Raw genomic sequence first — 23,782 nt, 5'->3', positions numbered from 1 at the left:
CCGGCTGATGGTCTGGGCAGGGGCGAGGCCCGTCCGGTCATGGGCGCGGTGGCGGTCCTTCGTGGTGCGCCGCGCGCCCGTCGGCTTGCTCTGTTCGAAGGGGTCTCAGTTGCCCGCGAGTTCGCCCAGCAGAGCGCGGACCCGCTGATCGATCTCGTCGCGAATGGCGCGGACTTGGTCGGGGGCCTTGCCTGCGGGGTCGTCGAGTCGCCAGTCCTCGTAGCGTTTGCCGGGGAAGACGGGGCAGACGTCGCCGCAGCCCATGGTGATGACCACGTCGGCGGCCTGGACGGCCTCGCCGGTCAGCGGCTTGGGGAACTCCTTGGACAGGTCCAGGCCTAGTTCGTCCATCACGACCAGGACGGCGGGGTTGACGCTGTCGGCGGGGGCGGATCCGGCGGAGCGGACCCGGACGCGTCCGGCGGCGTGGTGGTCGAGCAGCGCGGCGGCCATCTGGGAGCGTCCGGCGTTGTGGACGCACACGAAGAGCACCTCGGGAACGCGCTCGTCGGCCGGGTTCTCATGTGGGGTCATCGGGACTCCTGCGGGAACAGGCGGCGGCGGACCGCCAGCGAGACGTAGACCAAGGCGACCAGGACGGGAACCTCGATGAGAGGGCCGACGACTCCGGCGAGGGCTTGGCCGCTGGTGACGCCGAAGGTGGCGATGGCGACCGCGATCGCGAGCTCGAAGTTGTTGCCCGCCGCGGTGAAGGCGAGGGTGGCGGTGCGGGCGTAGCCGAGGCCGACCGCGCGGCCGAGCGCGAAGGATCCGGCCCACATGAGGGCGAAGTACGCCAGGAGCGGGAGGGCGATGCGCGCGACGTCCCAGGGACGGGAGGTGATCGCGTCGCCTTGCAGGGCGAACAGGATGACGATGGTGAACAGCAGCCCGTACAGCGCGGCGGGGCCGATCCTGGGCAGGAGGTTCTGTTCGTACCAGGTGCGGCCGCGCGCGCGTTCGCCCAGGCGGCGGGTGGCGTACCCGGCGGCCAGGGGGATGCCGAGGAACACCAGGACGCTGCGGGCGATGTCCCATCCCGACACGTCCAGGTGGGCTTGGTCCAGGCCGAGCCAGCCGGGCAGGACGGTCAGGTAGAACCAGCCGAGAAGTCCGAACGCGATCACCTGGAACAGGGAGTTGAGCGCGACCAGGACGGCGGCGGCCTCGCGGTCCCCGCACGCCAGGTCGTTCCAGATGATCACCATGGCGATGCAGCGGGCCAGCCCCACGATGATCAGCCCGGTCCGGTAGGCGGGCAGGTCGGGCAGGAAGATCCAGGCCAGGGCGAACATCACGGCCGGGCCGATCAGCCAGTTCACCACCAGCGAGCCGATCAGCAGCCGCCGGTCACCGGTGACGGAGTCGAGGCGGTCGTAGCGGACCTTGGCCAGGACGGGGTACATCATCACCAGCAGCCCGAGGGCGATCGGCAGTGAGATCCCGTCGACCTTCACCGCGTCCAGCGCGCTGTTCAGGCCACTGATGGTGCGTCCGGCGAGCAGCCCGACCGCCATGGCGACGCCGATCCATACCGGCAGGAACCGGTCCAACCGTCCGAGCCGGGCGGCGACGGCGCCGTCCGGTCCGACAGGCGTCGAAGGAGCGGGGTGCTGGTCGGGTGGGGCGCTGGTCATGAGGCGGCCACGGGCGACGCGAGGGCCGGGGCGAACCCTGAGCCGGTGCGGGGGCCGAGGATCGCCGACAGCCGCTGGAGCGTCGCGGGCTGGATCCAGTAGTACACCCATGTCCCGCGCCGCTCGGAGTCGATCAGCCCGGCCTGCTTGAGCACCTTCAGGTGGTGGCTGATCGTCGGGGCGGTCAGCTCGAACGCGGTGGTCAGGTCGCACACGCACGCCTCCCCGCCCTCGTGGCAGGCGATCAGCGACAGCAGGCGCAGCCGCACCGGATCACCCAGCGCCTTGAACAGCGGGGCGAGCTCCACCGCCTCGCCCTCGTTCAGCGGCTCGCACACCAGCGGCGCGCAGCACGCCTCTCCGCCCTCGCCGCTGATCGGCGAGGAGGCGGACGAGACGTCCACGACCGGCAACTCCTGCTTCGACATACCTCTAATTTGACATCTATCTATCCATGGACGCAAACTCGGGGCATCGTGACTGATTAGACAGTCTTCAAAACAGGAGGTCGCATGTCCCGCGTCCAGCTCGCCCTGCGCGTGTCCGACCTGGAGGGCTCGATCGCCTTCTACTCCAAGCTGTTCGGCACCGAGCCCGCCAAGCTGCGCCCCGGTTACGCCAACTTCGCGATCGCTGAGCCGCCGCTGAAGCTCGTCCTCATCGAGGGTGAGGACGAGGAGCCGACCCGGCTGGATCACCTGGGCGTCGAGGTCGAGGAGACCGCACAGGTCAACGCCGCCACCGACCGTCTCACCGACGCGGGCCTGGTCACCCTGGAGGAGAACGACACCTCCTGCTGTTACGCCGTGCAGGACAAGGTCTGGGTCACCGCCCCCGGCGGCGAGCCCTGGGAGGTCTACGTGGTGAAGGGCGACGCCGACACCCTGGAGAAGGCCACGGACTCGACCTGCTGCACCCCTGCCGCTCCCAGCGAGGGAGAGAAGGCCGCAGCGGGTCCCACCTGCTGCTGACGGCTACGTACTGCGGTCACCCGAGACGCTGGCTCCTTCCACGGAGGGGGCAGCGTCGTCATCAAGCTCCCAGTAGTGGGTTGGCATGATCTGCTGAGCAGCTTCAACGACCGCGCCCTCAGCGGTACATCCAATGTGGACGATCACGTAACACGCTGCTCGGAGGTCACCCACAGGTTGTGTCCGTCCTGGCCCAGATCGCCGCAGCGTGAGCAGGATCCGCGGTCGGTCCTGGCGGAGCGGTATCAGGAAGCGGTGACGGCTGCGATGCCGCCTGGCCGTGAGGTGAGCCATCGCCAGGCGGCCTCGCCTTTCTCTCGCTGATGAGCGCGCAGGCCGGGAATGTTGGGCGGGGCAGGGCGCACCGACTGCGTCAGGTAGTCGCCGCACATGGCGGCGAGGAGAGCGTTGACCTGGCCGTCGTCTGCGAGACGTGCTTGCGGGGAGCTTCTCCAGATCTGTTCGACGTCTGGGGTGTGAACGGCGGCGGAGGACAGGAGCATGACGAGGTCGACCCAGGGTGCAGCGGCGACGGCCCAGGCCCAGTCCACGATCATCACGGGCTGCCTGTCGTGCCGGGTGAGCAGGACGTTGTCGGCGCGGAGGTCGGTATGGGCCAGCGTGGTTCCGGTGGCGGCCTGCTCCCACCCGGCTTCCATGTCGGCCAGAGCGTCCAGGTGGGCCCGGGCCCAGTCGGGCAGCAGGTCGGCCTCGGGGCTCGCCGTCGCAGCGAGGCGTCGCCAGCTGCTGTAGTCGTCGGCGAGGTCGCTGGTGATCGGCATGGTGCCCGGCGGCGCGGGCGTCAAGTCCTCAGCCATGGCGGCGAGCGCCCGAACCACGATGTCGAGGTCAGCGGGTTGCCAGGGCTGCGTGGGCATGGTGCCGGGGATCCAGTCCATGACGAGGACGACCCAGCCGGTGTCGTCCAGGCTCCACTGGAGCCGGGGTGCGGGCGCGGCGCGCGGCATCCGTTGCATGGCCTGGATTTCTCGCCGGTTGAGGTCCTGGGCGTAGGCGTCGCGGTCGGCGCTGATCGCCTTGGCGAAGACGCTGCGGCCGTCGGCCAAGATGAGACGAGAAGCTAGGCCGGGTGAGAATCCGCCGGTGCAGGGGTGCGTCCGGACGACCGGGGAGTTGAGCCCCTCGGCGACGGCTTCACGGACATGAGCGGGCAGCTCGGCCCAGTTCAGCCGATGGGTGGTGGTCATGAGCTGCTCCCGCCTCAGGTTCGCGCGCACTCCGTTGGTGCCATGACCCGCCGCCCACACGAACATCCGTCTCCGGATCCGAAGGTATTGGACCTACATCACAAGGATCGCGATGAGACCTTACGCAGCAGCGCCAACTCCCCATTCAGCTCGATATGTCGGTCGATACATTGAGGTCACTGCGCCAGACCGCACGGATGGGGACGGATGATGCGACACGGCACCCGCGGCGATCCCCTCGACCGACTGACCGCAGAGATTGAATCCACCACGACCACGCACCCGCTCAGGGTCGCCATCGACGGGCCGCCCGCCGCCGGCAAGACCACACTGGCCGACGAACTCGCCGCCGTTCTCGGCGCGCAGGGCCGCGACGTCATCCGCGCGACGATCGATGACTTCCTGTTCCCCCGTGCCCAGCGCTATCGACGCGGCCAGTACTCGGCCGAAGGCTGCTACTTCGACGCCCACGACCGCGACGCGATGCGCCGAGTGCTGCTCGACCCGCTGGGCCCGGACGGAGATCGAAGATTCCAGACAGCGGTCTACCACCGGGAAACCGACACCACCCTGTCCCTCCCGGCCGCCACGGCCCCCGCGGACGCCGTACTGCTCTTCGACGGCGTCTTCCTCCTGCGCCCAGAGCTGATCGACCGGTGGGACCTGAGCATCTTCGTCTCGGTCGAGTTCGATCGGACGCTGGAACGCGCCCAGGCCCGAGGCACCGCACTGGCCGGACTCACCGCCGAGACAACCGAGATCGAGCGGTCCTGGCGCAACCGCTACATCCCCTCCCAACAGCTCCACTTCGCTCAGGCCCGTCCGACCGACCACGCCGACATCATCGTGAACAACGACGAACTCCAGCGGCCCGCATGGGAAGTCAGACGCTGAGTGCGGGCAGAAGCCGGTTCTTCACCACCGATGCCGTCCTGAACGGGATGCCACCCCACATCAGCTAGGGCCTGTTTCAAAGTTGATCAGAGCCATTCGTTGATGGCGGCGATGTGGATGGTGGCCTGGTAGCGGACGGCGAGTTTGTCGAACCTGGTGGCCAGTGCCCGATGGCGTTTGAGCCGGTTGATGCCGCACTCCACGGCGTGGCGCTCGCGGTAGTCGACCGGATCGAACCCGGGCGGTCGGCCGCCGCGGGCCCCGCGGCGTAGGCGGTGGCCGGCCTGGTCGGCCGGTTCGGGGATCGTCTAGGAGGCTCGGATATCGCGGCGTACGGCGTCGAGGTAGTCGGTGACGGCTCGGTGGTTCTTGGTGAGGCATTCGATCTTTTCGGCCATGCGGTCGCGTTCGTGTTCGAGCGTTGCGACCATGTCTGGCGTGACGTAGGGCATGTGGATCGTGCGGGGGGTGTTCAGGCAGGGCAGGATCTGCTTGATGATCCGTGTGGGCAGCCCTACGTCGAGCAGGCCTCGTACCTGGAGAACCCGGTCAACGACGTACTCCTCATAGTCCCGGTATCCGTTGGGCAGTCGATCTGACGCGATCAGTCCCTGCTCCTCGTAGTAGCGCAGCAACCTCACCGGAGTCCGCGTGCGCGTCGACAACTCACCGATCCGCATATCCCTCTCCTCGCCCTCTGAGGCTGGCGTCGTGTGACTCAGCGGACACCGAATTGACCCTCACACTGATGTCACCCTTTGATCATAAGGCCATGACACGAACACATGCTGTGCCATCTCCCTCGATAACGAACGCCCGGCTCCCGCTGGCGGGTCTTCTGGCCTTGGCCGCCACCGGGTTCATTACGCTCCTGACCGAGACGATGCCCGCCGGGCTGCTTCCCGGGATGAGCCGAGACCTGGGTGTGAGCGAGAGTGCTGCCGGGCAGAGCGTCACCGTCTTCGCGATCGGGGCGATCCTCGCCGCGATCCCGCTCACCAAGGCGACGGTCGGCTGGCCGCGCCGACACTTGCTGCTGGTGGCGATCGCAGGATTCGCGATCGCCAACACCGTCACCGCGCTCTCCGAGAGCTTCGCACTTACGCTAGCCGCCCGGTGCCTCGGCGGCATCGTCGGCGGGTTGCTCTGGGCGCTGTTGGCCGGGTACGCGGTACGGATGGTTCCCTCACATCAGCGCGGCAAGGCAATGGCGATCGCGATGGGGGGCGCAATCGTTGCCCTGTCCGTCGGAGTTCCTGCTGCGGCGTCTCTGGCCAAGCTCGTCGAGTGGCGATACGCGTTCGGGATCATGACCGTCCTCACGCTCGCGTTGATCGTGTGGGTCGTCGCGGCGGTGCCGAACTTCCCCGGACAGCCCAAGGGCTCACGGCTCCCGCTCACCCGTACCTTCCGCATTCCCGGCGTAGCGCCCGTGCTCTTCGTGACCCTCACGTTCGTGCTCGCCCACAGCATCCTCTACACCTACATCGCCCCGTTCCTCAAGCCGCTCGGCATGGCAGGTCAAGTCGACGCCGTGCTGCTCACCTTCGGTCTGGTGTCGCTGGTGAGCATCTGGATCGCCGGAGCGCTCGTCCATCGGCACCTGCGCCTCCTCATGATCCTCGCGTGTGTGCTCTTCGCGGCATGCGCGCTGCTGCTCGGCATCTTCTCCGGCGTGCCTTCGCTCGTCTACGCCAGCGCAGCGCTCTGGGGGCTCGCGTTCGGCGGCACCTCTACCCTGTTGCAGACCGCAGTCGCCGAAGCAGCAGGCGACGCCGGCGATGTCGCCCAAGCACTCCTCACCACCGGATGGAACGTCGGAATCGCCGGTGGTGGCATCATCGGTGGCATCGTCCTCAGCGGATTGGGCGCATCCTGGCTGAGTCGGGTCACGCTCGCACTGCTCGTCCCTGCACTCGCCACTGTGCTCGCGGCACACAAATACGGGTTCACCAAGGGAGAGCTCGGCAGCCGCTAAACCACCGCTGCCCCTGACTGAGACCCGGGAGCAAAACCCAGTGGATCGCTCATGGGTCCGGCGATCCGTACTCACGGAAAGGAATCTTTGAAATCGACCTCATTGATTGGATGTCTTCTGCCACGGCACTGCGGACACCGCAGCGTTGTTTAGCCGGTCCGCGTAGATCCGGTACGCCTTGCGCTGGGCCAGGGACGCGCCGTTGACGCCGAGTGTCGCCGCTGCGGCGAGCAGCGTGTGGTGCAGATCGGGCAGGGCGGTGACGTGCAAGCTGCAGCCCTGCGCACGCGGCGCACCTCGCGTCCCGTGCGCAGGGCCTCCCGCGCCGCTTCGCTCAGGCCGTTACGGTCGGCTGGCCCTGCAAACCACGTTCCAGTGTCTTCGGTGATCGCTACTCTTCCGGAATGGCGGACACACCTGACGATCTCGCATTGCCCACCGCCCTGGCCGAGGTCGCCGAGGTCGGCTTCGAGTGGGAGTGGGACGAGGAGACCGACGAGACCCGCGGTTGTGACTTCGAGCTGTACGAGCAGTTCGAGGAGCCCGACCGCACGGCGTGGTGGTTCCGCCTATGGACCGGCAACCAAGAGGTCGACGGCAGCGAGTTCCGGTTCTTCGGCACGACCGGGGCGGGGGACTACACCGGCTTCTGGCTCGTACGGCCCGATGGCCCGATCACCGACCAGCCCGTCGTCTACATCGGTTCCGAGGGCGAGTGCGGCGTGATAGCCAGAGATCTCGGCGACCTCCTCTGGCTGTTCGCCGCCGGTCTGGGCCCCGCCGAAGCCTTCACGGCCCCCGACTCCGCTATGCAGCCGAATGAGGCCTTCCATGCGATCGCCGAGCGTCACGCACCCGGGCGCCGCCGATTCCCCATCCAGATCGTGACCGCCGCACGAGCAGAGTTCCCGCGTTTCTCGGACCTCATCGACGCGATGTGCCGCTGAACGAGACTCATCTGGCCCTGGTTCTGTCCGTCGTCCTGCGTCGAACCGGTCGGCGAGTGTCCGTCGAGGGGCCGGGACGTTCTCAGACTCTTCTGAGGTCATCGGTGGGTGCGGCCGATGAGAGGCCGATCGATCACTCGTAGTCGACAGTGCTCTCGGGCTCAAGAGTGTCTGCTTCGGTGTTGAGCCGACGCAGTTCGGCCGGTCCGAGGAAGGGGAGCAGTACGCCGCAATCCATACACGCCCGCCCGTAGAAGGCGGAGAACTCCGGACGGGACTTGAACACTCCCGGACGACGGAAACGCAATCGTGGCTGGCGCATATCACCAAGTCGGTTGTCGGTCTCCAGCACTCCCAGAGGGCTCAGTCGTTCCGATCCGCAGATCCCGCATCGCAGCATGGCCACGAGGCTAGCCGGACACTGCCGCATCCAACCAGGTGGGCATACCTGGCGATCGGCGGTGTAGGAGTGGGCGACGATGGTGCCGGTGTCGTGGTCGACCAGGTTGATGTGACGGGTCAGTTCCAGCTGGGGTAGCACGGGTGTCCGGGGGAACAGGGAACCCAGTGGGGCCGTCGGACAGGACGGGACGTGGAACTGTCAGCACGAGCCCGAATACGGGCAGGCGACCCCGCTGCGTTCGGGGAGCTGTTCGATGAGCATGCGTCCGTGTTGTACCGCTACGCGGTCCGGGTCACCGGGGATTGGGCGGCGGCCGAGGACATCGTGTCGCTCACCTTCCTGGAGGCGTGGCGCGTGCGGGGGAGGATCCGGCTGGACGGCGAGTCGCTGCGGCCCTGGCTGTTCGGCATCGCGACCAACGTCCTGCGCAACGCGTCCCGGTCCGCGCGGCGGCACGAGGCGGCGCTGAACCGGATGCCCCGCCGGGACGTGGTGCCGGACTTCTCCGACGAGCTGGTGGGCCGACTCGCCGACGCCGAGGAGCTGGCCGCCGCGCGCACCGCGCTCGGCCGGTTGCGCAAGGCCGAACGCGAGGTGTTCACGCTCTGCGTGTGGGCGGGCCTGAACTACGCGGAGGCCGCCTCGGCGCTCGGCGTCCCGCAAGGCACGGTGCGATCGCGGCTGTCACGAGCCCGGACCCGCTTGCGCAAGCTCACCGACGCGGAACGGGAACCCTCGCCGCGTGGCGGACAGCTTCGAGGTGACGACCGCGCGAACGCGGTCCGGTCGAAAGAGAGGCGTTCATGAACGGCAGTCCACGGCGCGGACCGGAACCCGACGAGCTCGCCGAGCTCGTGCGGCTTCTGCCGCCCCCGGGCGACCCTGAGCTCTCCGACGGCCGGCGCCATCTCCTCAAGGAGCATCTGATGCTGCAGTTCGAAGAGCCCGCGACCGCCCCGAAGCGTCCCCGGCGCCGCCGGCTTGTGCTGCTGGCGGCCCCGCTCGCCGCCGCGGCGGTGGCGGCGGGCCTGTTCGTCGGGCTGCGGGGCGGCGGCGACAGCCCGTCCTCGCCCGCGGCGGAGCCCGGCAACGAGAACAACGCCACCACGCTGCTGGACCGCATCTCGCTGGCCGCCGCGCACCAGCCCGCCCTGCCGGTACGGGGAGACCAGTTCGTCTACATCAAGAGCAAGGTCGCGTGGACCATCAGTACGGACGGCGGGCCTCGGGTTCCGCAGCCGCTGCGGGTGCGGGAGATCTGGAAGGCGCAGAGCGTGGGCCAGCACGGCCTGCTCCGGGAGGGGGGCGGGAGTGGGATGGTGATGGTCGGTTCGAAGGAGGACCTGACCTACCGGAAACTCGCCGCCATGCCGACCGAGCCGGACGCCCTGCTGGCCGGCGTCTACGCGAAGATCCCGAAGTCCGGAAAGACCGCCGACCCGGTCGTCCGGAACGCCACGGCCTTCCATGACCTCGGCGAGCTCCTGTCCGAGGAGATCCTGCCGCCCAAGCTCGCCGTCGCCATCTACCGGGCCGCCGCGAAGATCCCCGGAGTGGTCGTGGTGCCCGACTCGGTCGACGCGGCGGGCCGGCACGGCGTTGCCGTCGCGCTGGTCGCCTACGGCGAGCGCAACGAATGGATCTTCGACAAGAAGACGCTGACCTACCTGGGTGAACGCGGCTACATGGTGAAGGACACCAAGTTGGCCAAGAAGGGCATGATCACCGCCACCACCGCGGTCCTCCAGCGCGGCGTCGTGGACAAGTCAGGCGAACTCCCCAGTAGGCCGTAGCAACCCGCCCCGGTAACCGCGCGGAAGCCTCTGACGCCGGATCGGACGACGGCCGGGCCCTATGCCTGGCCGTCCGCGTCCTCGTCGGCCGCTTCTCCAGCGCGACCGGACCGGCGGGCGGTCGAAGACCGCCCGCCGGTCCGGCGTCTCGATCGGCCCGAGCGGTACGGCGTTGTCGCGCCCCCGCTGCCTGCGAGGTGAACGCTCAGATCCCTGGTCGGCTGGACGACGCCCGCATTGGCGGCCGTTGTCGGAGGAGTCCAATGACGTCGCGAGGGCGTCGGGCCTGTGGTGAGTACCTCGAATCGAGTTAGTATCTGCGGATGGTTCGACTCTCCCCCAACGGGGCGCTGGGGCTGTGGGTGACGCTGACCCTGGGCGTCCCGTTCCTGCTGATCTCGATCGCGGCGCGCGATCTGCCGGCCGACGTCCTGACGTGCACCCGGTTCGCGCTGGCCGCCGCCACCCTGCTCGCGGTGACCTGGGCGCGCCGCGGACGTGCCGAGGCGTTCGGCGCGCCCGTCCGCCTCCTGGTGTCCAGGCCGGTCGACGTCCTGGTGGTGGGGGTGTGCTGCGCCGCGCTGCCGTCCATCCTCATCACCGTCGGAGAGCACCACGTCCAGACCGGCCTGACGTCGCTGCTGCTCGCCACGACCCCCATGTGGATCGCCCTGGGCAACCCGCTGCTGTTCCCCGCCGAACGACTTGGCCCGCGGCGCGCGGCGTGCCTGCTGGCGGCACTGTGCGGGACGGCCCTCATGACCGCGGGCGGCGGAACCGGCGGGCCACTGCTGTGGGCCGCCCTGCCCCTGACCGCCGCGCTGAGCTACGCCGCGGGGAACCTGCTCGTCCGCCACCGGCTGCGGGATGTCGACGCGTTCGCCCTCACGGGCGCGCAGATGATGGTCGCGGCCGTCATCACGGCGCCGTTCGCCGCGACGCACCTCTCCGCCGTCCGGTGGGAACCCGGGCCGTGGGCTGCGGTCCTGGCACTGGGTGTCCTGTGCTCAGGGTTGGGCTGGCTCGCCAACACCGTCCTGGTTCAGCGGGTGAGTGCCGTCCAGGCGTCCCTGGTGTCGTTCGCCGCGCCGGTCGTGTCCATGTTGCTGGGTACGATCGTGCTGGACGAACGCCTGTCGGCACTCCAGCTCGCCGCCGCCGGAGCCGTGGTCGCGGCCATCGTGGCGTTCGGCACGCTGTCCCGCGCGGCCCGCCGGCCGAACCCGCACCGGGAGGTAGGAGCCATCCTCGAACTCGCCATCCTCGGCTTCCTGGCGGAGGACCCCATGCACGCCTACGAGCTGCGCAAGCGGATCAGCAAGCTGGTGGGACACGTGCGACCGGTCAGCGACGGCTCCCTGTACCCGGCCCTGCAGCGCCTGCGCGGCCGCGACCTGGTCACCCGGACCCCCGCGCCCGGCTCCGGCGGCCCCGCCCGCCAGGTGTTCGCGCTCACCGGCGCCGGACGCGCCGAACTGGAACGCCAACTGACGCACCCGGACGACCTGGACATCACCGACCGCAACAAGTACTTCGTGATCCTGGCGTTCCTGCACCTGCTGCCGCCCCCGGCCCAGGCCGGCATCCTCCGCCGCCGCCTGGACTTCCTGGACGACCCGCAGCGGGGGTTCTTCGTCGACGAGGACCGCGCGCTCCGCGAACACGAACTCGAGTCCCCCTTCCGCGCCGGCATCCAGCACATCGCCCGCAAGACCTCGTCCGCCGAACGCGCCTGGCTCACCCGAACCCTCGAGACCCTCCAACCCAACCCGTCCTGAGGCCCGGGACGAGCTGCCGCCCCGTCCGCTGACGAGGCCTGGGGGGACAGGCCCGACGGAACGCCGCCCGGTACACGGGCGGCGCCTCCTCTGACACTCACCGAGGACGGGCCGCCGACCGGCGCCATGCCGGTCGGCGGCCCGATGCCGCGGGAAGGCGAAGGCCCGTCAGCCGTAGCCGATGCCCCATTCGTCGGCCATCGGACGGGGCATGGGGAGGGTGCTGGGGTCGCCCTCGGCGGGGACGAGCGGGACGCCCGGGCGGAGGAAGTCGCCCTCCTGGTTGCCCGAGTGGAGGAGGAGCTCACGCTCTCCGGTGTCCCAGACGAGGGGCTCGCCCGTGAAGGGGGCGACCTTGACGACGGTGAGCGAGCCGTCGACGCAGGGACCCGCGTCGCCGCTGCGGACCTCGAACTCGTAGCTGAGCGAGGTGCGGCCCAGCCGGGTGACGCGCAGGAGGGTCTCGACCACCTCGTGCCGCCAGAGGCGGCGCCGGTAGCTGGCGGTGTAGTTGACCCTGGGCATGACGGGCAGGTGGTCCAGGCCGAGCCGGTGCAGCAGCGTCTGCTCGGCCGACTCCACCCACCGGATCACCGTCGAGTGGTGGTAGTGCCCGGTGACGTCGGTGTCGCACAGTTCGACGCGCTGGAGCACGCTGACGCTGGACGGTTCCGGCGGCATTTGTCGGTTCACCTCTTGATATTCGGCAGACGGTGGAGGGATCGCCCCGAAACTATGGTCCGCGTGCACGGAGAGCAAGGTTTTCGTCACCGAACGCATGGTGTGTCGCGGACATGGGTAGACGTTCCCGGCCTGGCGGTCCGTCGGTGGTTGCTCCGATGCCGTAGGGTGAGCGCACAATGACCAGAGTCAACGGGATTGCGGGGCGGGGCGCGGGGCGCGATCCCGGGCGGCGCCGCGCGCTGCTGGAGGCCGCCGACCGGGTGATCCAGCGGGAGGGGCCGGAGGCGTCGATGGCCGCCATCGCCGCCGAGGCCGGGATCAGCAAGCCCATCCTGTACCGCCACTTCGGCGACAAGAGCGGGCTGTACCAGGCGCTCGCCGAGCGGCACGCGCGCAAGTTGATCGAGGGCGTGCGCGAGGAGTTCTCCCGCGCGGTGCCGGTGCGCGACCGCACCCGCACCACGATCGACACGTACCTGTCGATGATCTCGGCGAACCTGAACCTCTACCGGTTCCTCATGCACCGGGCGAGCGCCGAGGACGCCGCGACGCACAGCGCGATGAGCACGATGATCCGCGAGCTGGGCCGGACGCTGGCCGAGGTGATGGTCGCCGAGGGCGAGCTGGACGACCCGGTCCGCGCGTACGTGTGGGGGCACGCGGTCGTCGGGATGGTCCAGACGGCGGGCGACTGGTGGCTCGACCACAGCGCCGAGGTGTCGCGCGAGACGGTCGTGGACAGCCTCGCCGACCTCATCCTCGGCGGGCTGCCCGCCGCGTCCGGCGGGCGCGTCCTCGAGGACTGAGCCCAGGGCCTCGAGGACTGAGCCCAGGGTCCGACCCTTTTCCGGCATGTCGGCGATCGGGTGCTCTGTCAGGATGGCGGGCATGGACCTTGAACGGCTGGCCGGGCCTCTGGGCGAGGTGCTGGAAGAACGGTTCGGGGCGGGCACGCGGGTGCGCGGGCTTCGCCGGGGCGGCGGCGGGGCATCCCGTGTGACCTGCGGGTTCGAGGCCGTCGGCGGGGACGGGACGGTGGTCCCGCTGATCCTGCGGCTGGGGACGCCCGGCGCGTCCGCCAGCGTGCCGCTGGCGTGGGAGGCGGCGCTGATGCGGGCGGGCGCACATGTGGGGGTGCCCGGTCCCGAGGTGCTCGCGGCGGGCAACGAGGACGGTCCGCTCGGCGTCGAGTTCGTGGTCATGGAGCGGATCGAGGGGGAGACGATCCCGCGCCGGATCCTGCGCGATCCGGCGCTCGCGGACGTCCGGCCCCGGCTCGCGGCGCGCTGCGGGGAGATCCTCGCGGCCGTCCACCGGGTCCCGGCGGACGACGTTCCCGGTCTTTCCGCCGCCGACCAGCTGGACGCCTGGCGGGAGATCCTCGCGGCGGCGCCGGAGCCGTATCCGGCGCTGGAGTTCGCGTTGCGGTGGCTCGACCGGAACCGTCCTCCGGCGCGTCCGCCGGTCGTGGTCCACGGCGACTTCCGGAACGGGAACCTGATCATCGGCCCGGACGGGATCCGCGCCGTCCTGGACTGGGAGCTGGCGCACCTCGGCGATCCGCTCGAGGACCTCGGCTGGCTGTGCGTGAGGGCGTGGCGGTTCGGCGCGGACGCGCCGGTCGGCGGGTTCGGCGGCTACGACGACCTGGTGTCCGGCTACGAGCGTGCGGGCGGCGGGCCCGTGGACCGGGACGCGCTGCGCTGGTGGGAGATGTTCGGCACCGCCCGCTGGGGGATCCTCTGCGTCGTCCAGGCGGAACGGCATCGCCAGGGCGCCGAGCGTTCCGTGGAGCTGGCCGCGCTCGGCCGCCGCGTCGCCGAGAACGAGTGGGACCTGCTGCGGATGCTGCCCGCCACGTAGCCGTCAGGCGGTGCCGGTGAGGTGGGCGTAGACGATGAGGTTGTCCCGGTAGGAGTGCTCGGCGCGGTCGTACGAGCCGCCGCAGGTGACCAGCCGGAGCCCGGCGTACCGGACGTCCCCGTAGACCCTGCTGCCCGGAAAGTTCCATTTGGGAACCTTCTCGACGGCGTCCACGGTGAACAGCGCCGTTCGGCCGTCGGAGCGTCCGACCCTCACGACCGCGCCCCGCCTCACCTTGTGCAGCTTGTAGAAGGCGGCCGGTCCGCTCTGGTCGTCGTAGTGGCCGAGCAGCACCGCCGAGCCGCGCGTCCCCGGCGCCGGGCCACCCCGGTACCAGCCGACGCGTTCAGCGGTCTGGAGGGGCGGTACCTCGACGGTTCCGTCCCGGTTCTGGCCGACCGGCATCACGGACGCGTGGACGCCCGCGTCCGGGATCTCGACGCGTTCGGGCATCGCGGCGGGCAGGTCCGTGCCGTCAGGGATGTTCCAGAGCGCGCGCGGGCCGCCGAGGTCGCGGTAGTGCGCGGCCTCGGGGCGTGAGCGGACGCCGTGGCCGAGCGCCACGGCGCCGAGGACGGCGAGACCCCCGGCGAGCAGGTAGGCGCGGCCGGTCATGCGGCGCCCGTCGGCCCGGTCATGCGGCGTCCGTCGGCCCCGGCCATGAGGCGTCCGTCTGCCCGGTCAGGCGCGGTCGCGCGCGCCGCGCGGCCGCAGCAGCGAGATCGCGCCGATCGCGGTCGCCCCGACGAGCATCGTCAGCCCGAGGCCGGTCCACGGGACGTCCGGGCCCTGCGTCCCGCCGCCGCCGGTCATGGCCCCGCCGTGCGGCCTGCGGCCCTCGTGCCGCTCCCGTTCGGGGTGCCGTTTCCCGATCCGGAACGCGCCGTCCTGCGAGTAGTTGGACGTGATGCACTTGGCGGTGATCGAGTAGCGGCCGGCGCGGTTCCTGGTCGGCGTGGCCGAGACGCTGAACCAGCCGTCGTTCACGACGCCCCGGCCGCGCGCCGCGCCGGTGATGTTCACGTACCGGTCGGTGGTCCGGCAGCCGCCGGACACGGTGATCGACTGGCCCGGCCGGACGACGCTCGGCGACACGTCGAGGTCGTCGGCCCGGGCCGTGCCGCCGGACAGCGCCACGCCGCCGGCGAGCGCGGACAAGGCGAGCGCGGAGCAGGCGGCGGCGTGGCGGGCGGTCACGATGCGCACGGTTCCCCCCGAAACATGCGGGCGACATGGAGTGATTCTCCGGTCACGTGCGGTCTTCCCGGCATGCTCGCGTCGCAAGGGGGCGCCAACGGTTTCTTTACCGAGTGCCCCGACCGGCATGACCGGCCGGGGCACTCTCATGACCACAGGATCAGCGGCGCCTACTGGATCAGCCGCCAAGCGGCGGGGGAGACGTCCGGGGCCTGGCCCGAGCCCGGACGGAGCGCCCGGAACAGCTCACCCTGGTAGGCGACCAGCGCTCCCTGCTTGTAGGAGTCGCCGGGCTTCCACCCCGGAACGTCCACGGGGGAGATCCGGCTCGTCCGGCCGTCCACCGCGCGCGTGCGGGTGAGCGCGGACGCGCCGACCCGGACGGGGTTTGAGTACCCCTGCCACCGGACGCCGTCGGTGGAGTACTCGATCGCCAGGCCCGGGTCGCGGACGTTGGCGCTGAGCGTCCCGCCGTCGATCTTCCCGCCGGGCAGCGGGATCCGGTAGTTCACACCGGCTCCCGAAGCCCCGGCGCCGGGCAGCCCGACCGGGCGGTACGACGACAGCAGCGGGAAGGTGACCTGCCCGAGCGTGTTGGTGAAGACGTTCCACGCGGCGGGCATCTGCGCGGGCGCCGGGGTGTTCCGGTTCCACGCCCGCTCGGCCGCGCCGAGCAGCTTCGGGAACGCCTGGTACTCGCGCAGCTGCGGCGTCATGCCGTTCTCGCCGAACAGCTGCGCCTCCATGCCGAGGATGTTCTTGCGCCCCTCGGGGGTCAGCTTCGTCCACGACGGGTTCGGCGTGAGCGGGTTGCCCCAGCGGTCCTCGGTCGCGTTCGCGTACACGTCGTACGGCTGGTAGGTGAAGGTGGACTTCTCGTCGACGTACTCGGCCCAGTAGTAGCCGGGCTCGTCCGGGTCCTTGTTGTAGGCGAGGTCCATGTACAGGTTCGTGGCGTGCGCCAGGATCACCGGCGTGCCCTCGTTCGCGAACCGGTAGGCCCAGTCCTCGCGTCCCCAGCCCCACACGTTCTGCCACGGCAGCGGCGTGAAGCCCTTGAGGCGGAACGACGTGGTCGGGTCGGTGATGTCCTCCCACCCGGACGTCTCCGGGGCGGCCGTGCGCGCGATGTCGTTCCACTTGGTGAAGAACAGGTTCTTCAGCGCGTTGCCGTCCTTGCCCGCGGTCTCGGGGTTGCTCTTGCACGCGGGCGAGCCGGACCACCAGGCGTCGGGCGCGCCGGGCGGCTCGTCCCCGCCGAGGCTGATGCGGGTGAGCGGCGCTCCCGCTCCCGCGTAGATCTTCTTGACCTCGCCGACGACCTTGCTCAGGAACCGGTAGGTGCCCGGCAGGCACGGGTTCGCCATGTTGTCGGTGTAGCCCTGCACGCTGACGTGGTGGGACGTGTCGTTCGGGTCGAGCATCCGGTACGTCGCGTCGCCGGTGTCCTTGTAGCGGCGCTCCATCGCCTGGACGGCCGCCCGCGCGTGCGCGGGGAAGTCGAACTCGGGGATCACGTCGATGTGCCGGTCCTTGGCGTACCGCAGGATCGTCTGGTAGTCGGCGATCGAGTAGGAGCCGCTGCCCTTGCCGACGAAGTTCAGCACGTCCGGCTCGTACCCCTGGTACGCCGGGGGACGGCCGAGGTTCGCCTGAGTCTGGTTCTTGGCCTTGCCCTCGATGCCGTCCCCGCCGCCGAGGTCGTTCACCGAGCTCATGCCCTCGTGCAGCGCGTTGGTCTCGTTCAGGTCGAACGAGCGGTGCGCGCCGAACCCGGTCAGCTCCGGCAGCCCCGGGATCTGGAGCCGCCAGCCCTCGTCGTCGGTGAGGCGCAGGTGCAGCTTGTTCAGCTTCGTGAAGGACATCAGGTCCAGGAACCTCTGGATCGTCTGACGGCTCTCGAAGTGGCGGGCGACGTCGATGGCGAGGCCGCGGTAGGGGAACAGCGGCGCGTCCGCGATCACCGCGCGCGGTACCTGCACCGCGCCGTTCGTGTGCCCGGCCGCCGCGTCCTGGTACGCCTTCGCGGGGACGAGCTGCCGCAGCGTCTGGACGCCGTGCAGCACCCCGGCCGCGTCCGTCCCGACGATCTCCACGCCGGACGCGCCGGAGGTGAGCGTGTAGCCCTCGGCGTCCGGCTTGCCGTCGTGGTCGACGTCCAGCCTCGGGTCGGTGCGGAGCGTGATCGGCGCGCCCTGGGCGCGGGTGACGTCGCCCAGCGCCGACCGCAGATATCCGGCCTCGCCGCGCAGGTTCTTCGGCGCGCGGACGTCCGAGCCGCCGCCGATCGCGACCGTCCCGCCGGACGCCGCCGCCGACAGCGGCTGCGGCAGGATGCTCTGCTTCAGCGTCAGCGACACCTTGGTCTCGGTGTTGTCGGCGTACCGGTGCGCGGCGTCCTGCACCGGCCGGTTGTCCCCGCTGAACGCCTTGGTCTGCTTCGGGTCGGTCGGGTCGAGCAGGGCCTTGGCGGGCATCCAGTGCGGCGCGCCGCCGTCGTAGGAGATGCTCCACCCGGCCGGGGCGTCGGTCTTCTGGACCGCCCACAGCTCCATGTTGAAATCGATCTGGCGGCGCTCGCCGGGCTTCACCGGCCTGAACGCCGCGGTCGGCTTCAGGACGTAGAAGTCGCCGCTCTGCGCCTTGTCGGCGCGCGCGACGCTGAGCCCCTGGTCGGCGAGCTGCTTGCGGCCGACGTCGCCGGGCGTCCCGGACAGCACGGCCGCGGGCTGCCGGACGGAGGTGAAGTACATGGCCCATCCGGACGACCCGAGCCCGCACCTGCGGTCGTGGTCGTCCAGGGTGAGGCGGGCGCGGAAGTAGACGGCGTCGGTGACCGTGTGGTCGACCGGCTGCCACGTCATCTGGAGCGCACGCGGATCCGGGTGGCAGGCGGCGGACGCGGGCGCGGACGCGAGCACCGCCGCCCCGGCGGCCGTCAACGCGGCGACCGGGACGAGCACCGCCATCCGGGGCGGTCTTCTCAGGGCTGGCTGCGACATGAACAGGAAAGTAACCTGCCTATTTCCGGCCCTTGGCGATCTCCGCCCGCCCTGATCCGGCCACCCCGAAACCCGCAGGCCGAACCCACCGTCCGCAACCGGACACGGCCCTGAGGTTGACCTCGCTCCCCGGCCCCGGCGGTGACGGGGCCCGGCGAACCCCTAGCCCAGGAGTTCCCGGGGGGCCGAGTAGATGACCAGGGTGTGGTCGGGGCGTTCGGCCAGGTGGAACGCCGTGTAGGCGTAGTCGGCCGCCGTGCCGTCCGGACGCCGCAGTCGTTTGCGTCCGCCGTGCCGGTCCTGGACGTCGTAGCGCGGCCACCAGGCCCGCGCCTCGGGACTGCCCTCGTGAAGCTCCTCGACCAGGCGGTCGAGGCGGGGGTGGCCCGGACCGCGCCCCGCGATCGTGCGCAGTCGGGCGAGCAGCCCTCGCGCCTCCGGCTCCCAGTCCAGCAGGGTTCGGCGGGACTCCGGCTCGAGGAACACCCAGCGGACGAAGTTCGCCGGTGACCGCGCGGTGAGCATCGGGAACAGCTCCTCGGCCGCCCGGTTGCGGGCGAGCACGTCGTACGCCGCGTCGATGATGTAGGCCGGGTTCGGCTCGAGCAGCCGGGGGATCGCGGCGACCTCGTCGGGGAGCGGCTCGTCCGGCTCGGCCCGGTCGGTGTGCCCGGCCAGCCGGAACAGGTGGTCGCGCTCGTGCCGGTCGAGCCGGAGCACGCGGGCCAGCGACCCGAGCACCTGGTCGGATGCGCGGATGTCGCGGCCCTGCTCCAGGTAGGTGTACCAGGTGGCGCTGATCCCGGCGAGCAGGGCGAGCTCCTCGCGGCGCAGGCCTGGGGTGCGCCGGCGGCCCGTCCTGGGGAGGCCGACGTCGTCCGGAGTGATCCGTTCGCGGCGGCTGCGCAGGAACGCTCCCAGTTCACGCCGCTGAGCCGCGGACATGGCACCTCCAGTTCCAGAATAAGTACGTTCTGGATACCAGGCTGAGGGCCTCGCAGACTAGGGGCATGGCAGACAACAACGGCAAGGTCGTGGCGATCACCGGGGCGAGCGGCGGGATCGGGGAGGCGACGGCGCTCCTGCTCGCCGGGCGGGGCGCGCGTGTGGTGCTGGGCGCCCGGCGGACGGACCGCCTGGACGACCTGGCGGCCCGGATCGAGAAGCTCGGCGGCGAGGCCGCCCACCTCCGCACCGATGTCACCAGGCGGGAGGACCTGCACGCGCTCGTCGCGCTCGCCCGCGAACGCTTCGGACGGCTCGACGTGCTGGTCGCCAACGCGGGGTCGGGAGCCATCTCACCCCTGGACGATCTGCGCGTCGACGAGTGGGACGAGATGGTCGACGTCAACGTCAAGGGCGTCCTGCACGCGATCGCGGCGGCGCTGCCGGTCTTCCGCGCCCAGCGGAGCGGGCAGTTCGTCACGGTCGCCTCCACGGCCGCGTTCCGCATCGTGCCGTCCATGGCGGTCTACGCCGGGACCAAGCACGCCGTCCGGGCGATCTGCGAAGGGCTGCGCCAGGAGGCGGGCGCGGACCTGCGGGTGACCACGGTCTCGCCCGGCGTCGTCGACACGCCCTTCGCCGAGGCGTCGGGCAACGACGAGGTCCGGTCGCGCATCGTCGAGATGCGCGACCGGATCGCCATCCCCCCGGACGCGATCGCCCGGGCCATCGCGTTCGCCATCGAGCAGCCCGCCGACGTCGATGTGAGCGAGATCGTCGTCAGGCCCACCGCCCAGGCGTGACCGGGCGCGCCCGCCTCAGCGGAGGGCGAACTCCCAGCCGCGGCCGTCGGCGTACTCGCGCAGGAGGCGCCGGGCCGTGGTCGTGACGTGCACCTCGTCCGGGCCGTCGAAGATGCGGCCCGCGCGGGCGTGCCGGTACATCTCGTCCAGCGGGGTGTCGGGGGTGAGGCCCTGCGCGCCGTGCACCTGGATCGCCCGGTCGATGACCGCGTTCAGCATCCGCGCCGCGACCACCTTGATCACGCCGATCTCGACCCGCGCCTGGTCGCCCTGGTCGATGCGGTGCGCGGCGTGCAGGGTCAGCAGCCGCGCCGACTGGATCTCGGCGTAGGAGTCGAACACGTGCTGCTGCATGAGCTGCTTGCCCGCGAGGGGGCCGCCGAACGCCGTCCGGGAGTTCAGCCGCTCGCACATCAGGTCGAACGCGCGCTGCGCCTGCCCGAGGAAGCGCATGCAGTGGAAGATCCGGCCCGGTCCGAGCCGCTCCTGCGCGATGACGAACCCGTGCCCGCGCTCGCCGAGCAGGTTCTCGCGCGGCACCCGGACCTCGTCGTACAGCACCTCGCAGTGCCCGCCGGGAAGGCCGAGGACGGGGGTGTCGCGGACGATCGTGTAGCCCGGCGTGTCCGTCGGGACGAGGATCATGCTGAACGCGCGGTGCGGCGGCGCGTCCGGCTCGGTGCGGCACATCACGGTCGTGTAGGCGGCGCGGTCGGCGAACGTGGTGAACCACTTGCGTCCGCGGATCACCCACGCGCCGTCCTCCAGCGTCGCGGCCGTGGTGATCTGCGTCGGGTCCGAGCTGGACACGCCCGGCTCGGTCATCGCGAAGCTCGGCCAGATCTCGCCCTGCACCAGCGGTTTCAGGAACCGCTCGCGCTGCGCCTCGCTCGCGTGCCGGTGCAGCATCAGCGAGTCCTGGAGCGTGAGCGTGCCGAGCGCGACCTGGCCGTACTCGCTGCGGCCCTGCACCTCGTTGACGTACACGTAGTCGAGGAACGGCAGTCCGCCCCCGCCCAGCTCCTTGGGATGCCCGAGCGCCCACAGCCCCTCGGCCTTGGCCTCGCGCTGGAGCCGGGACATCGTCTCGTGGGCCTCCTCGCCGCCGCGCCGCAGCACGGGCTCGGCGGGCTCGACCCGTTCGGTCATGAAGGCGTGCACGGCGTCGCGGACGGGACGCACCGACGCGGGAACCTCGAAGCTCATCCGACCACCTCCTAGAATCGCATTCTGTCCCAGGAGGAGGAGACGCGCGATGCCCGAACCACACGATGTTCCCGGGCCCGGCGAACTGGTCGCGGCCGTCCGCGAGTTCCTGGAGCGGGACGTCCTCGCCGGACTGGACGGACGCACCCGCTTCCACGCCCTCGTCGCGATCAACACCCTCGGGATCGTCGAACGCGAGCTGGAACTCGGCCCCGGCCACGCCGAAGACCACCGCGCCCGGCTGCGCGACCTGGGCTTTCCCGACGACGCGGCGCTCGCCGCGGCCATCCGGGACGGCGACCTGGACCACCGCCACGTCGAGGTCCGGGACGCGCTGACCGCCATGGTCCGCGACAAGCTGACCGTCACCGACCCCCGCCATCTGGAGGACTGACCGCCGGGAGCTCCCGGGGGACGGGAACGGCCCGGCCCCCGGGAGCGAGGGTCGGGCCGGGGTCCTGCGGTCACGTGACCATGAGGTCAGGTGACGAACCGGGGCGTCCGGGTCAGGTGCTGGAGGCGACCTTCAGCTCGTGCACCTTCGGGTCGCCCTCGTCGGCGGTGTAGTCGTCCGGCGTGGTGACGTCCTCGCCGTCCTTCAGGCCCGAGGCCTTCAGGATCAGCGAGACCGCGACCGCGACGACCAGGTTCACCAGCAGCGCCAGGATGCCGACGTACACCGTCATCTTGGTGTCCAGGCCCAGGTCGCTCAGCTTGTAGGCCGAGCCGCCGAAGTGCTTCTTGCCCTTGGCCAGGTTCGGGATCTCCCACAGCATCCACAGGCCGGCCGACATGCCCGCGAGCCAGCCCACGATCAGCCCGCCCCGGTGGAACCAGTTGGTCACCAGGCCGAGGCCCACCGACGGGAGCGTCTGCAGGATGATGACGCCGCCGATCAGCTGCAGGTCGATGGAGAACTGGGGGTCCAGCGCCAGGATGCAGACGACCGCGCCGACCTTGACGACCAGCGAGACCAGCTTGGAGACGACCGCCTCCTCCTTGTCGGTCGCGTCCTTGCGGAAGAACTCCTTGTAGATGTTGCGGGTGAACAGGTTCGCCGCCGCGATCGACATGATCGCCGCCGGGACCAGCGCGCCGATCCCGACCGCCGCGAACGCCACGCCCGCGAACCAGTCCGGGAACATCTTGTCGAACAGCACCGGGACGACCGTGTTGGTGTCCGGCTTGCCGTTGCTCGTCAGCGGCGTCACGCCCGCGGCGATCGCCATGTAGCCGAGCAGCGCGATCAGCCCGAGCACGAAGCTGTAGGCCGGCAGGGCCGCCATGTTCCGCTTGATCACGTCCCGGTTCTTGCTGGCCAGGACGCCGGTGATGCTGTGCGGGTAGAGGAACAGCGCGAGCGCCGAGCCGAGCGCGAGCATCGCGTAGTTCAGCTGGTTCGTGCCGTCCAGCAGGACGCCGTCGCTCGGCGCGGGCGTCTTGGCGAACTTGGCCTGCGCCGTGTCGAAGATGTTCCCCCAGCCGCCGACCTTGGACGGGATGTAGAGGACCGCCGCGATGATCACGATGTAGATCAGCGCGTCCTTGACGAAGGCGATCAGCGCCGGCGCGCGCAGCCCCGACTGGTAGGTGTAGGCCGCCAGGATCCCGAACGCGATCAGGATCGGCCAGTGCCCGGTCACGCCCATCGCCTTCAGCACCGACTCGATGCCGACCAGCTGCAGCGCGATGTACGGCATGGTCGCGACGATGCCGGTGACCGCGATGATGGCCGCGAGGCCGGGCGAGCCGAACCGGGCCCGGACGAAGTCGGCCGGGGTGACGAAGCCGTGCCGGTGCGACACCGACCAGAGCCGGATCAGGACCAGGAACACCAGCGGGTACACCACGATCGTGTACGGGACGGCGTAGAAGCCGGCCGCGCCCGCGCCGAACACCAGCGCCGGGACGGCCACGAAGGTGTAGGCGGTGTAGAGGTCGCCGCCGATCAGGAACCAGGTGATCCAGCTGCCGAACGAGCGGCCGCCGAGGCCCCACTCGTCCAGGCTGTCCATGGTCTCCGGCCGCCGCCACCGCGCCGCCACGAAGCCCATGCCGCTGACCAGCACGAACAGGACCGCGAAGACGATGAACTCTGTCATGTGGTCCTTCACCGGTCATCCCCCTTCCGGCGCTTGGTGACCTGGTAGACGATCGCCGTGCAGAGCACGCCGAGCGGGATGAAGGCGAACTGCATCCAGTAGAACGCCGGGAACCCGCCGAGCCGGGGCCCGTCGTGGTTGAACAGCAGGGTCAGCAGGGGGACGACGACCGGGATGACCAGCAGCCAGTTGACCGGGTGGTGGTCCGAGCGGCGCGGCCGGACGGGCGCCGCGACCTTCGGAGGCTGCTCGGGGGGTGGGTCCTGCGGGGACAAGGGGTCCTCCTCGCGCACGTGACGCAAACGGCCGATCGGGGCTGTCCAAAATATGAGACAGCCACTGACCTGGGGTGGGTGGCCGGAAGCATAGCG

General features: G+C 70.5%; 26 protein-coding genes. 11 read left to right on the top strand and 15 right to left on the bottom strand.

Annotated elements, in window-relative coordinates; translation table 11 throughout:
• Nucleotides 1-105: 105 nt before the first annotated feature.
• The 3 genes from AB0L06_RS08470 to AB0L06_RS08460 are packed head-to-tail and all read right to left on the bottom strand — an operon-like array spanning nucleotide 106 to nucleotide 2,065.
• Complete coding sequence (locus tag AB0L06_RS08470) at nucleotides 106-534, bottom strand: arsenate reductase ArsC (protein WP_500230279.1); 429 nt, start codon at nucleotides 532-534, stop codon at nucleotides 106-108.
• The gene (gene arsB / locus AB0L06_RS08465; RefSeq protein ID WP_500230278.1) at nucleotides 531-1,637 is read right to left on the bottom strand and encodes an ACR3 family arsenite efflux transporter; all 1,107 of its coding nucleotides are present in this window, start codon (nucleotides 1,635-1,637) and stop codon (nucleotides 531-533) included. Before arsB ends, AB0L06_RS08470 begins: the two co-directional genes overlap by 4 nt.
• The gene (locus AB0L06_RS08460; protein WP_500230277.1) at nucleotides 1,634-2,065 is read right to left on the bottom strand and encodes an ArsR/SmtB family transcription factor; all 432 of its coding nucleotides are present in this window, start codon (nucleotides 2,063-2,065) and stop codon (nucleotides 1,634-1,636) included. Before AB0L06_RS08460 ends, arsB begins: the two co-directional genes overlap by 4 nt.
• A gap of 84 nt (nucleotides 2,066-2,149) precedes the next feature.
• Between AB0L06_RS08460 and AB0L06_RS08455 the strand changes: the two genes are divergently transcribed.
• Nucleotides 2,150-2,608, top strand: coding sequence for an ArsI/CadI family heavy metal resistance metalloenzyme (locus tag AB0L06_RS08455; RefSeq protein ID WP_500230276.1), 459 nt, complete (start codon nucleotides 2,150-2,152; stop codon nucleotides 2,606-2,608).
• Nucleotides 2,609-2,853: 245 nt separating this feature from the next.
• Here AB0L06_RS08455 and AB0L06_RS08450 read toward each other — a convergent pair whose 3' ends face one another.
• Nucleotides 2,854-3,816, bottom strand: a complete 963-nt coding sequence (locus AB0L06_RS08450) for a phosphotransferase family protein (RefSeq protein ID WP_500230275.1) — start codon at nucleotides 3,814-3,816, stop codon at nucleotides 2,854-2,856.
• A gap of 207 nt (nucleotides 3,817-4,023) precedes the next feature.
• Between AB0L06_RS08450 and AB0L06_RS08445 the strand changes: the two genes are divergently transcribed.
• Entirely contained in the window at nucleotides 4,024-4,710 is a 687-nt protein-coding gene (locus tag AB0L06_RS08445) for a cytidylate kinase family protein (protein ID WP_500230274.1), read from the top strand.
• A gap of 308 nt (nucleotides 4,711-5,018) precedes the next feature.
• Here AB0L06_RS08445 and AB0L06_RS08440 read toward each other — a convergent pair whose 3' ends face one another.
• Entirely contained in the window at nucleotides 5,019-5,390 is a 372-nt protein-coding gene (locus AB0L06_RS08440) for a MerR family transcriptional regulator (RefSeq protein WP_500230273.1), read from the bottom strand.
• A 92-nt stretch (nucleotides 5,391-5,482) separates the two neighbouring features.
• Here AB0L06_RS08440 and AB0L06_RS08435 point away from each other — a divergent pair, with 92 nt between their 5' ends.
• On the top strand, nucleotides 5,483-6,688 hold the full coding sequence (locus AB0L06_RS08435) for an MFS transporter (RefSeq protein ID WP_500230272.1): 1,206 nt from the start codon (nucleotides 5,483-5,485) through the stop codon (nucleotides 6,686-6,688).
• Between the two features lie 99 nt (nucleotides 6,689-6,787).
• Here the strand turns inward: AB0L06_RS08435 and AB0L06_RS08430 are convergent, their stop codons facing one another.
• On the bottom strand, nucleotides 6,788-6,958 hold the full coding sequence (locus AB0L06_RS08430; protein ID WP_500230271.1) for a hypothetical protein: 171 nt from the start codon (nucleotides 6,956-6,958) through the stop codon (nucleotides 6,788-6,790).
• Nucleotides 6,959-7,092: 134 nt separating this feature from the next.
• Here AB0L06_RS08430 and AB0L06_RS08425 point away from each other — a divergent pair, with 134 nt between their 5' ends.
• Nucleotides 7,093-7,635, top strand: a complete 543-nt coding sequence (locus tag AB0L06_RS08425; protein WP_500230270.1) for an SMI1/KNR4 family protein — start codon at nucleotides 7,093-7,095, stop codon at nucleotides 7,633-7,635.
• Nucleotides 7,636-7,768: 133 nt separating this feature from the next.
• On the opposite strand, the gene AB0L06_RS08420 is transcribed toward AB0L06_RS08425, so the two are convergent.
• Nucleotides 7,769-8,176 (bottom strand): hypothetical protein, encoded by a 408-nt coding sequence (locus AB0L06_RS08420; protein WP_500230269.1) that lies wholly within the window; start codon nucleotides 8,174-8,176, stop codon nucleotides 7,769-7,771.
• A 51-nt stretch (nucleotides 8,177-8,227) separates the two neighbouring features.
• Between AB0L06_RS08420 and AB0L06_RS08415 the strand changes: the two genes are divergently transcribed.
• The 3 genes from AB0L06_RS08415 to AB0L06_RS08405 all read left to right on the top strand — a co-directional run bounded on the left by AB0L06_RS08415 (nucleotide 8,228) and on the right by AB0L06_RS08405 (nucleotide 11,609).
• Nucleotides 8,228-8,845, top strand: coding sequence for an RNA polymerase sigma factor (locus AB0L06_RS08415; protein WP_500230268.1), 618 nt, complete (start codon nucleotides 8,228-8,230; stop codon nucleotides 8,843-8,845).
• Nucleotides 8,842-9,831 (top strand): CU044_5270 family protein, encoded by a 990-nt coding sequence (locus AB0L06_RS08410; RefSeq protein ID WP_500230267.1) that lies wholly within the window; start codon nucleotides 8,842-8,844, stop codon nucleotides 9,829-9,831. The genes AB0L06_RS08415 and AB0L06_RS08410 overlap by 4 nt, the downstream gene beginning before the upstream one ends.
• A gap of 323 nt (nucleotides 9,832-10,154) precedes the next feature.
• Nucleotides 10,155-11,609, top strand: coding sequence for an EamA family transporter (locus AB0L06_RS08405; protein WP_500230266.1), 1,455 nt, complete (start codon nucleotides 10,155-10,157; stop codon nucleotides 11,607-11,609).
• A gap of 168 nt (nucleotides 11,610-11,777) precedes the next feature.
• Here AB0L06_RS08405 and AB0L06_RS08400 read toward each other — a convergent pair whose 3' ends face one another.
• The gene (locus AB0L06_RS08400; RefSeq protein ID WP_500230265.1) at nucleotides 11,778-12,290 is read right to left on the bottom strand and encodes an acyl-CoA thioesterase; all 513 of its coding nucleotides are present in this window, start codon (nucleotides 12,288-12,290) and stop codon (nucleotides 11,778-11,780) included.
• 179 nt (nucleotides 12,291-12,469) lie between these two features.
• On the opposite strand from AB0L06_RS08400, the gene AB0L06_RS08395 reads away from it, so the two are divergent.
• Nucleotides 12,470-13,099, top strand: a complete 630-nt coding sequence (locus AB0L06_RS08395; RefSeq protein WP_500230264.1) for a TetR family transcriptional regulator — start codon at nucleotides 12,470-12,472, stop codon at nucleotides 13,097-13,099.
• 82 nt (nucleotides 13,100-13,181) lie between these two features.
• Nucleotides 13,182-14,156 carry a phosphotransferase family protein gene (locus AB0L06_RS08390; protein ID WP_500230263.1) on the top strand — a complete coding sequence of 325 codons (975 nt, stop codon included), beginning with the start codon at nucleotides 13,182-13,184 and terminating at the stop codon, nucleotides 14,154-14,156.
• Nucleotides 14,157-14,159: 3 nt separating this feature from the next.
• Here the strand turns inward: AB0L06_RS08390 and AB0L06_RS08385 are convergent, their stop codons facing one another.
• The 4 genes from AB0L06_RS08385 to AB0L06_RS08370 form a co-directional block, all read right to left on the bottom strand.
• Nucleotides 14,160-14,771 (bottom strand): class F sortase, encoded by a 612-nt coding sequence (locus AB0L06_RS08385; protein WP_500230262.1) that lies wholly within the window; start codon nucleotides 14,769-14,771, stop codon nucleotides 14,160-14,162.
• A gap of 66 nt (nucleotides 14,772-14,837) precedes the next feature.
• Nucleotides 14,838-15,353 (bottom strand): hypothetical protein, encoded by a 516-nt coding sequence (locus AB0L06_RS08380; RefSeq protein WP_500230261.1) that lies wholly within the window; start codon nucleotides 15,351-15,353, stop codon nucleotides 14,838-14,840.
• Between the two features lie 170 nt (nucleotides 15,354-15,523).
• Nucleotides 15,524-18,355 carry a family 20 glycosylhydrolase gene (locus AB0L06_RS08375; protein ID WP_500230260.1) on the bottom strand — a complete coding sequence of 944 codons (2,832 nt, stop codon included), beginning with the start codon at nucleotides 18,353-18,355 and terminating at the stop codon, nucleotides 15,524-15,526.
• Nucleotides 18,356-18,517: 162 nt separating this feature from the next.
• Nucleotides 18,518-19,300: a helix-turn-helix transcriptional regulator gene (locus AB0L06_RS08370; RefSeq protein WP_500230259.1), complete on the bottom strand. Its 783-nt coding sequence runs from the start codon at nucleotides 19,298-19,300 to the stop codon at nucleotides 18,518-18,520.
• A 65-nt stretch (nucleotides 19,301-19,365) separates the two neighbouring features.
• Here AB0L06_RS08370 and AB0L06_RS08365 point away from each other — a divergent pair, with 65 nt between their 5' ends.
• Nucleotides 19,366-20,103, top strand: coding sequence for an SDR family oxidoreductase (locus tag AB0L06_RS08365; protein WP_500230258.1), 738 nt, complete (start codon nucleotides 19,366-19,368; stop codon nucleotides 20,101-20,103).
• A 15-nt stretch (nucleotides 20,104-20,118) separates the two neighbouring features.
• Here AB0L06_RS08365 and AB0L06_RS08360 read toward each other — a convergent pair whose 3' ends face one another.
• Complete coding sequence (locus tag AB0L06_RS08360; protein WP_500230257.1) at nucleotides 20,119-21,309, bottom strand: acyl-CoA dehydrogenase family protein; 1,191 nt, start codon at nucleotides 21,307-21,309, stop codon at nucleotides 20,119-20,121.
• A gap of 49 nt (nucleotides 21,310-21,358) precedes the next feature.
• On the opposite strand from AB0L06_RS08360, the gene AB0L06_RS08355 reads away from it, so the two are divergent.
• Nucleotides 21,359-21,703 (top strand): DUF6285 domain-containing protein, encoded by a 345-nt coding sequence (locus AB0L06_RS08355; protein WP_500230256.1) that lies wholly within the window; start codon nucleotides 21,359-21,361, stop codon nucleotides 21,701-21,703.
• Nucleotides 21,704-21,815: 112 nt separating this feature from the next.
• On the opposite strand, the gene mctP is transcribed toward AB0L06_RS08355, so the two are convergent.
• Together mctP and AB0L06_RS08345 are read right to left on the bottom strand one after the other, a co-directional pair.
• Nucleotides 21,816-23,411, bottom strand: coding sequence for a monocarboxylate uptake permease MctP (mctP, locus tag AB0L06_RS08350; RefSeq protein WP_500230255.1), 1,596 nt, complete (start codon nucleotides 23,409-23,411; stop codon nucleotides 21,816-21,818).
• Between the two features lie 8 nt (nucleotides 23,412-23,419).
• A complete protein-coding gene (locus tag AB0L06_RS08345) occupies nucleotides 23,420-23,686 on the bottom strand; it encodes a DUF3311 domain-containing protein (protein ID WP_500230254.1) in 267 nt (88 codons plus the stop codon).
• Nucleotides 23,687-23,782 lie beyond the last annotated feature (96 nt).

The sequence above is a fragment of the Spirillospora sp. NPDC052269 genome, assembly GCF_040679435.1.
Lineage (GTDB): Bacteria > Actinomycetota > Actinomycetes > Streptosporangiales > Streptosporangiaceae > Spirillospora.
This window is presented reverse-complemented; position numbering and strand designations above follow the sequence as displayed.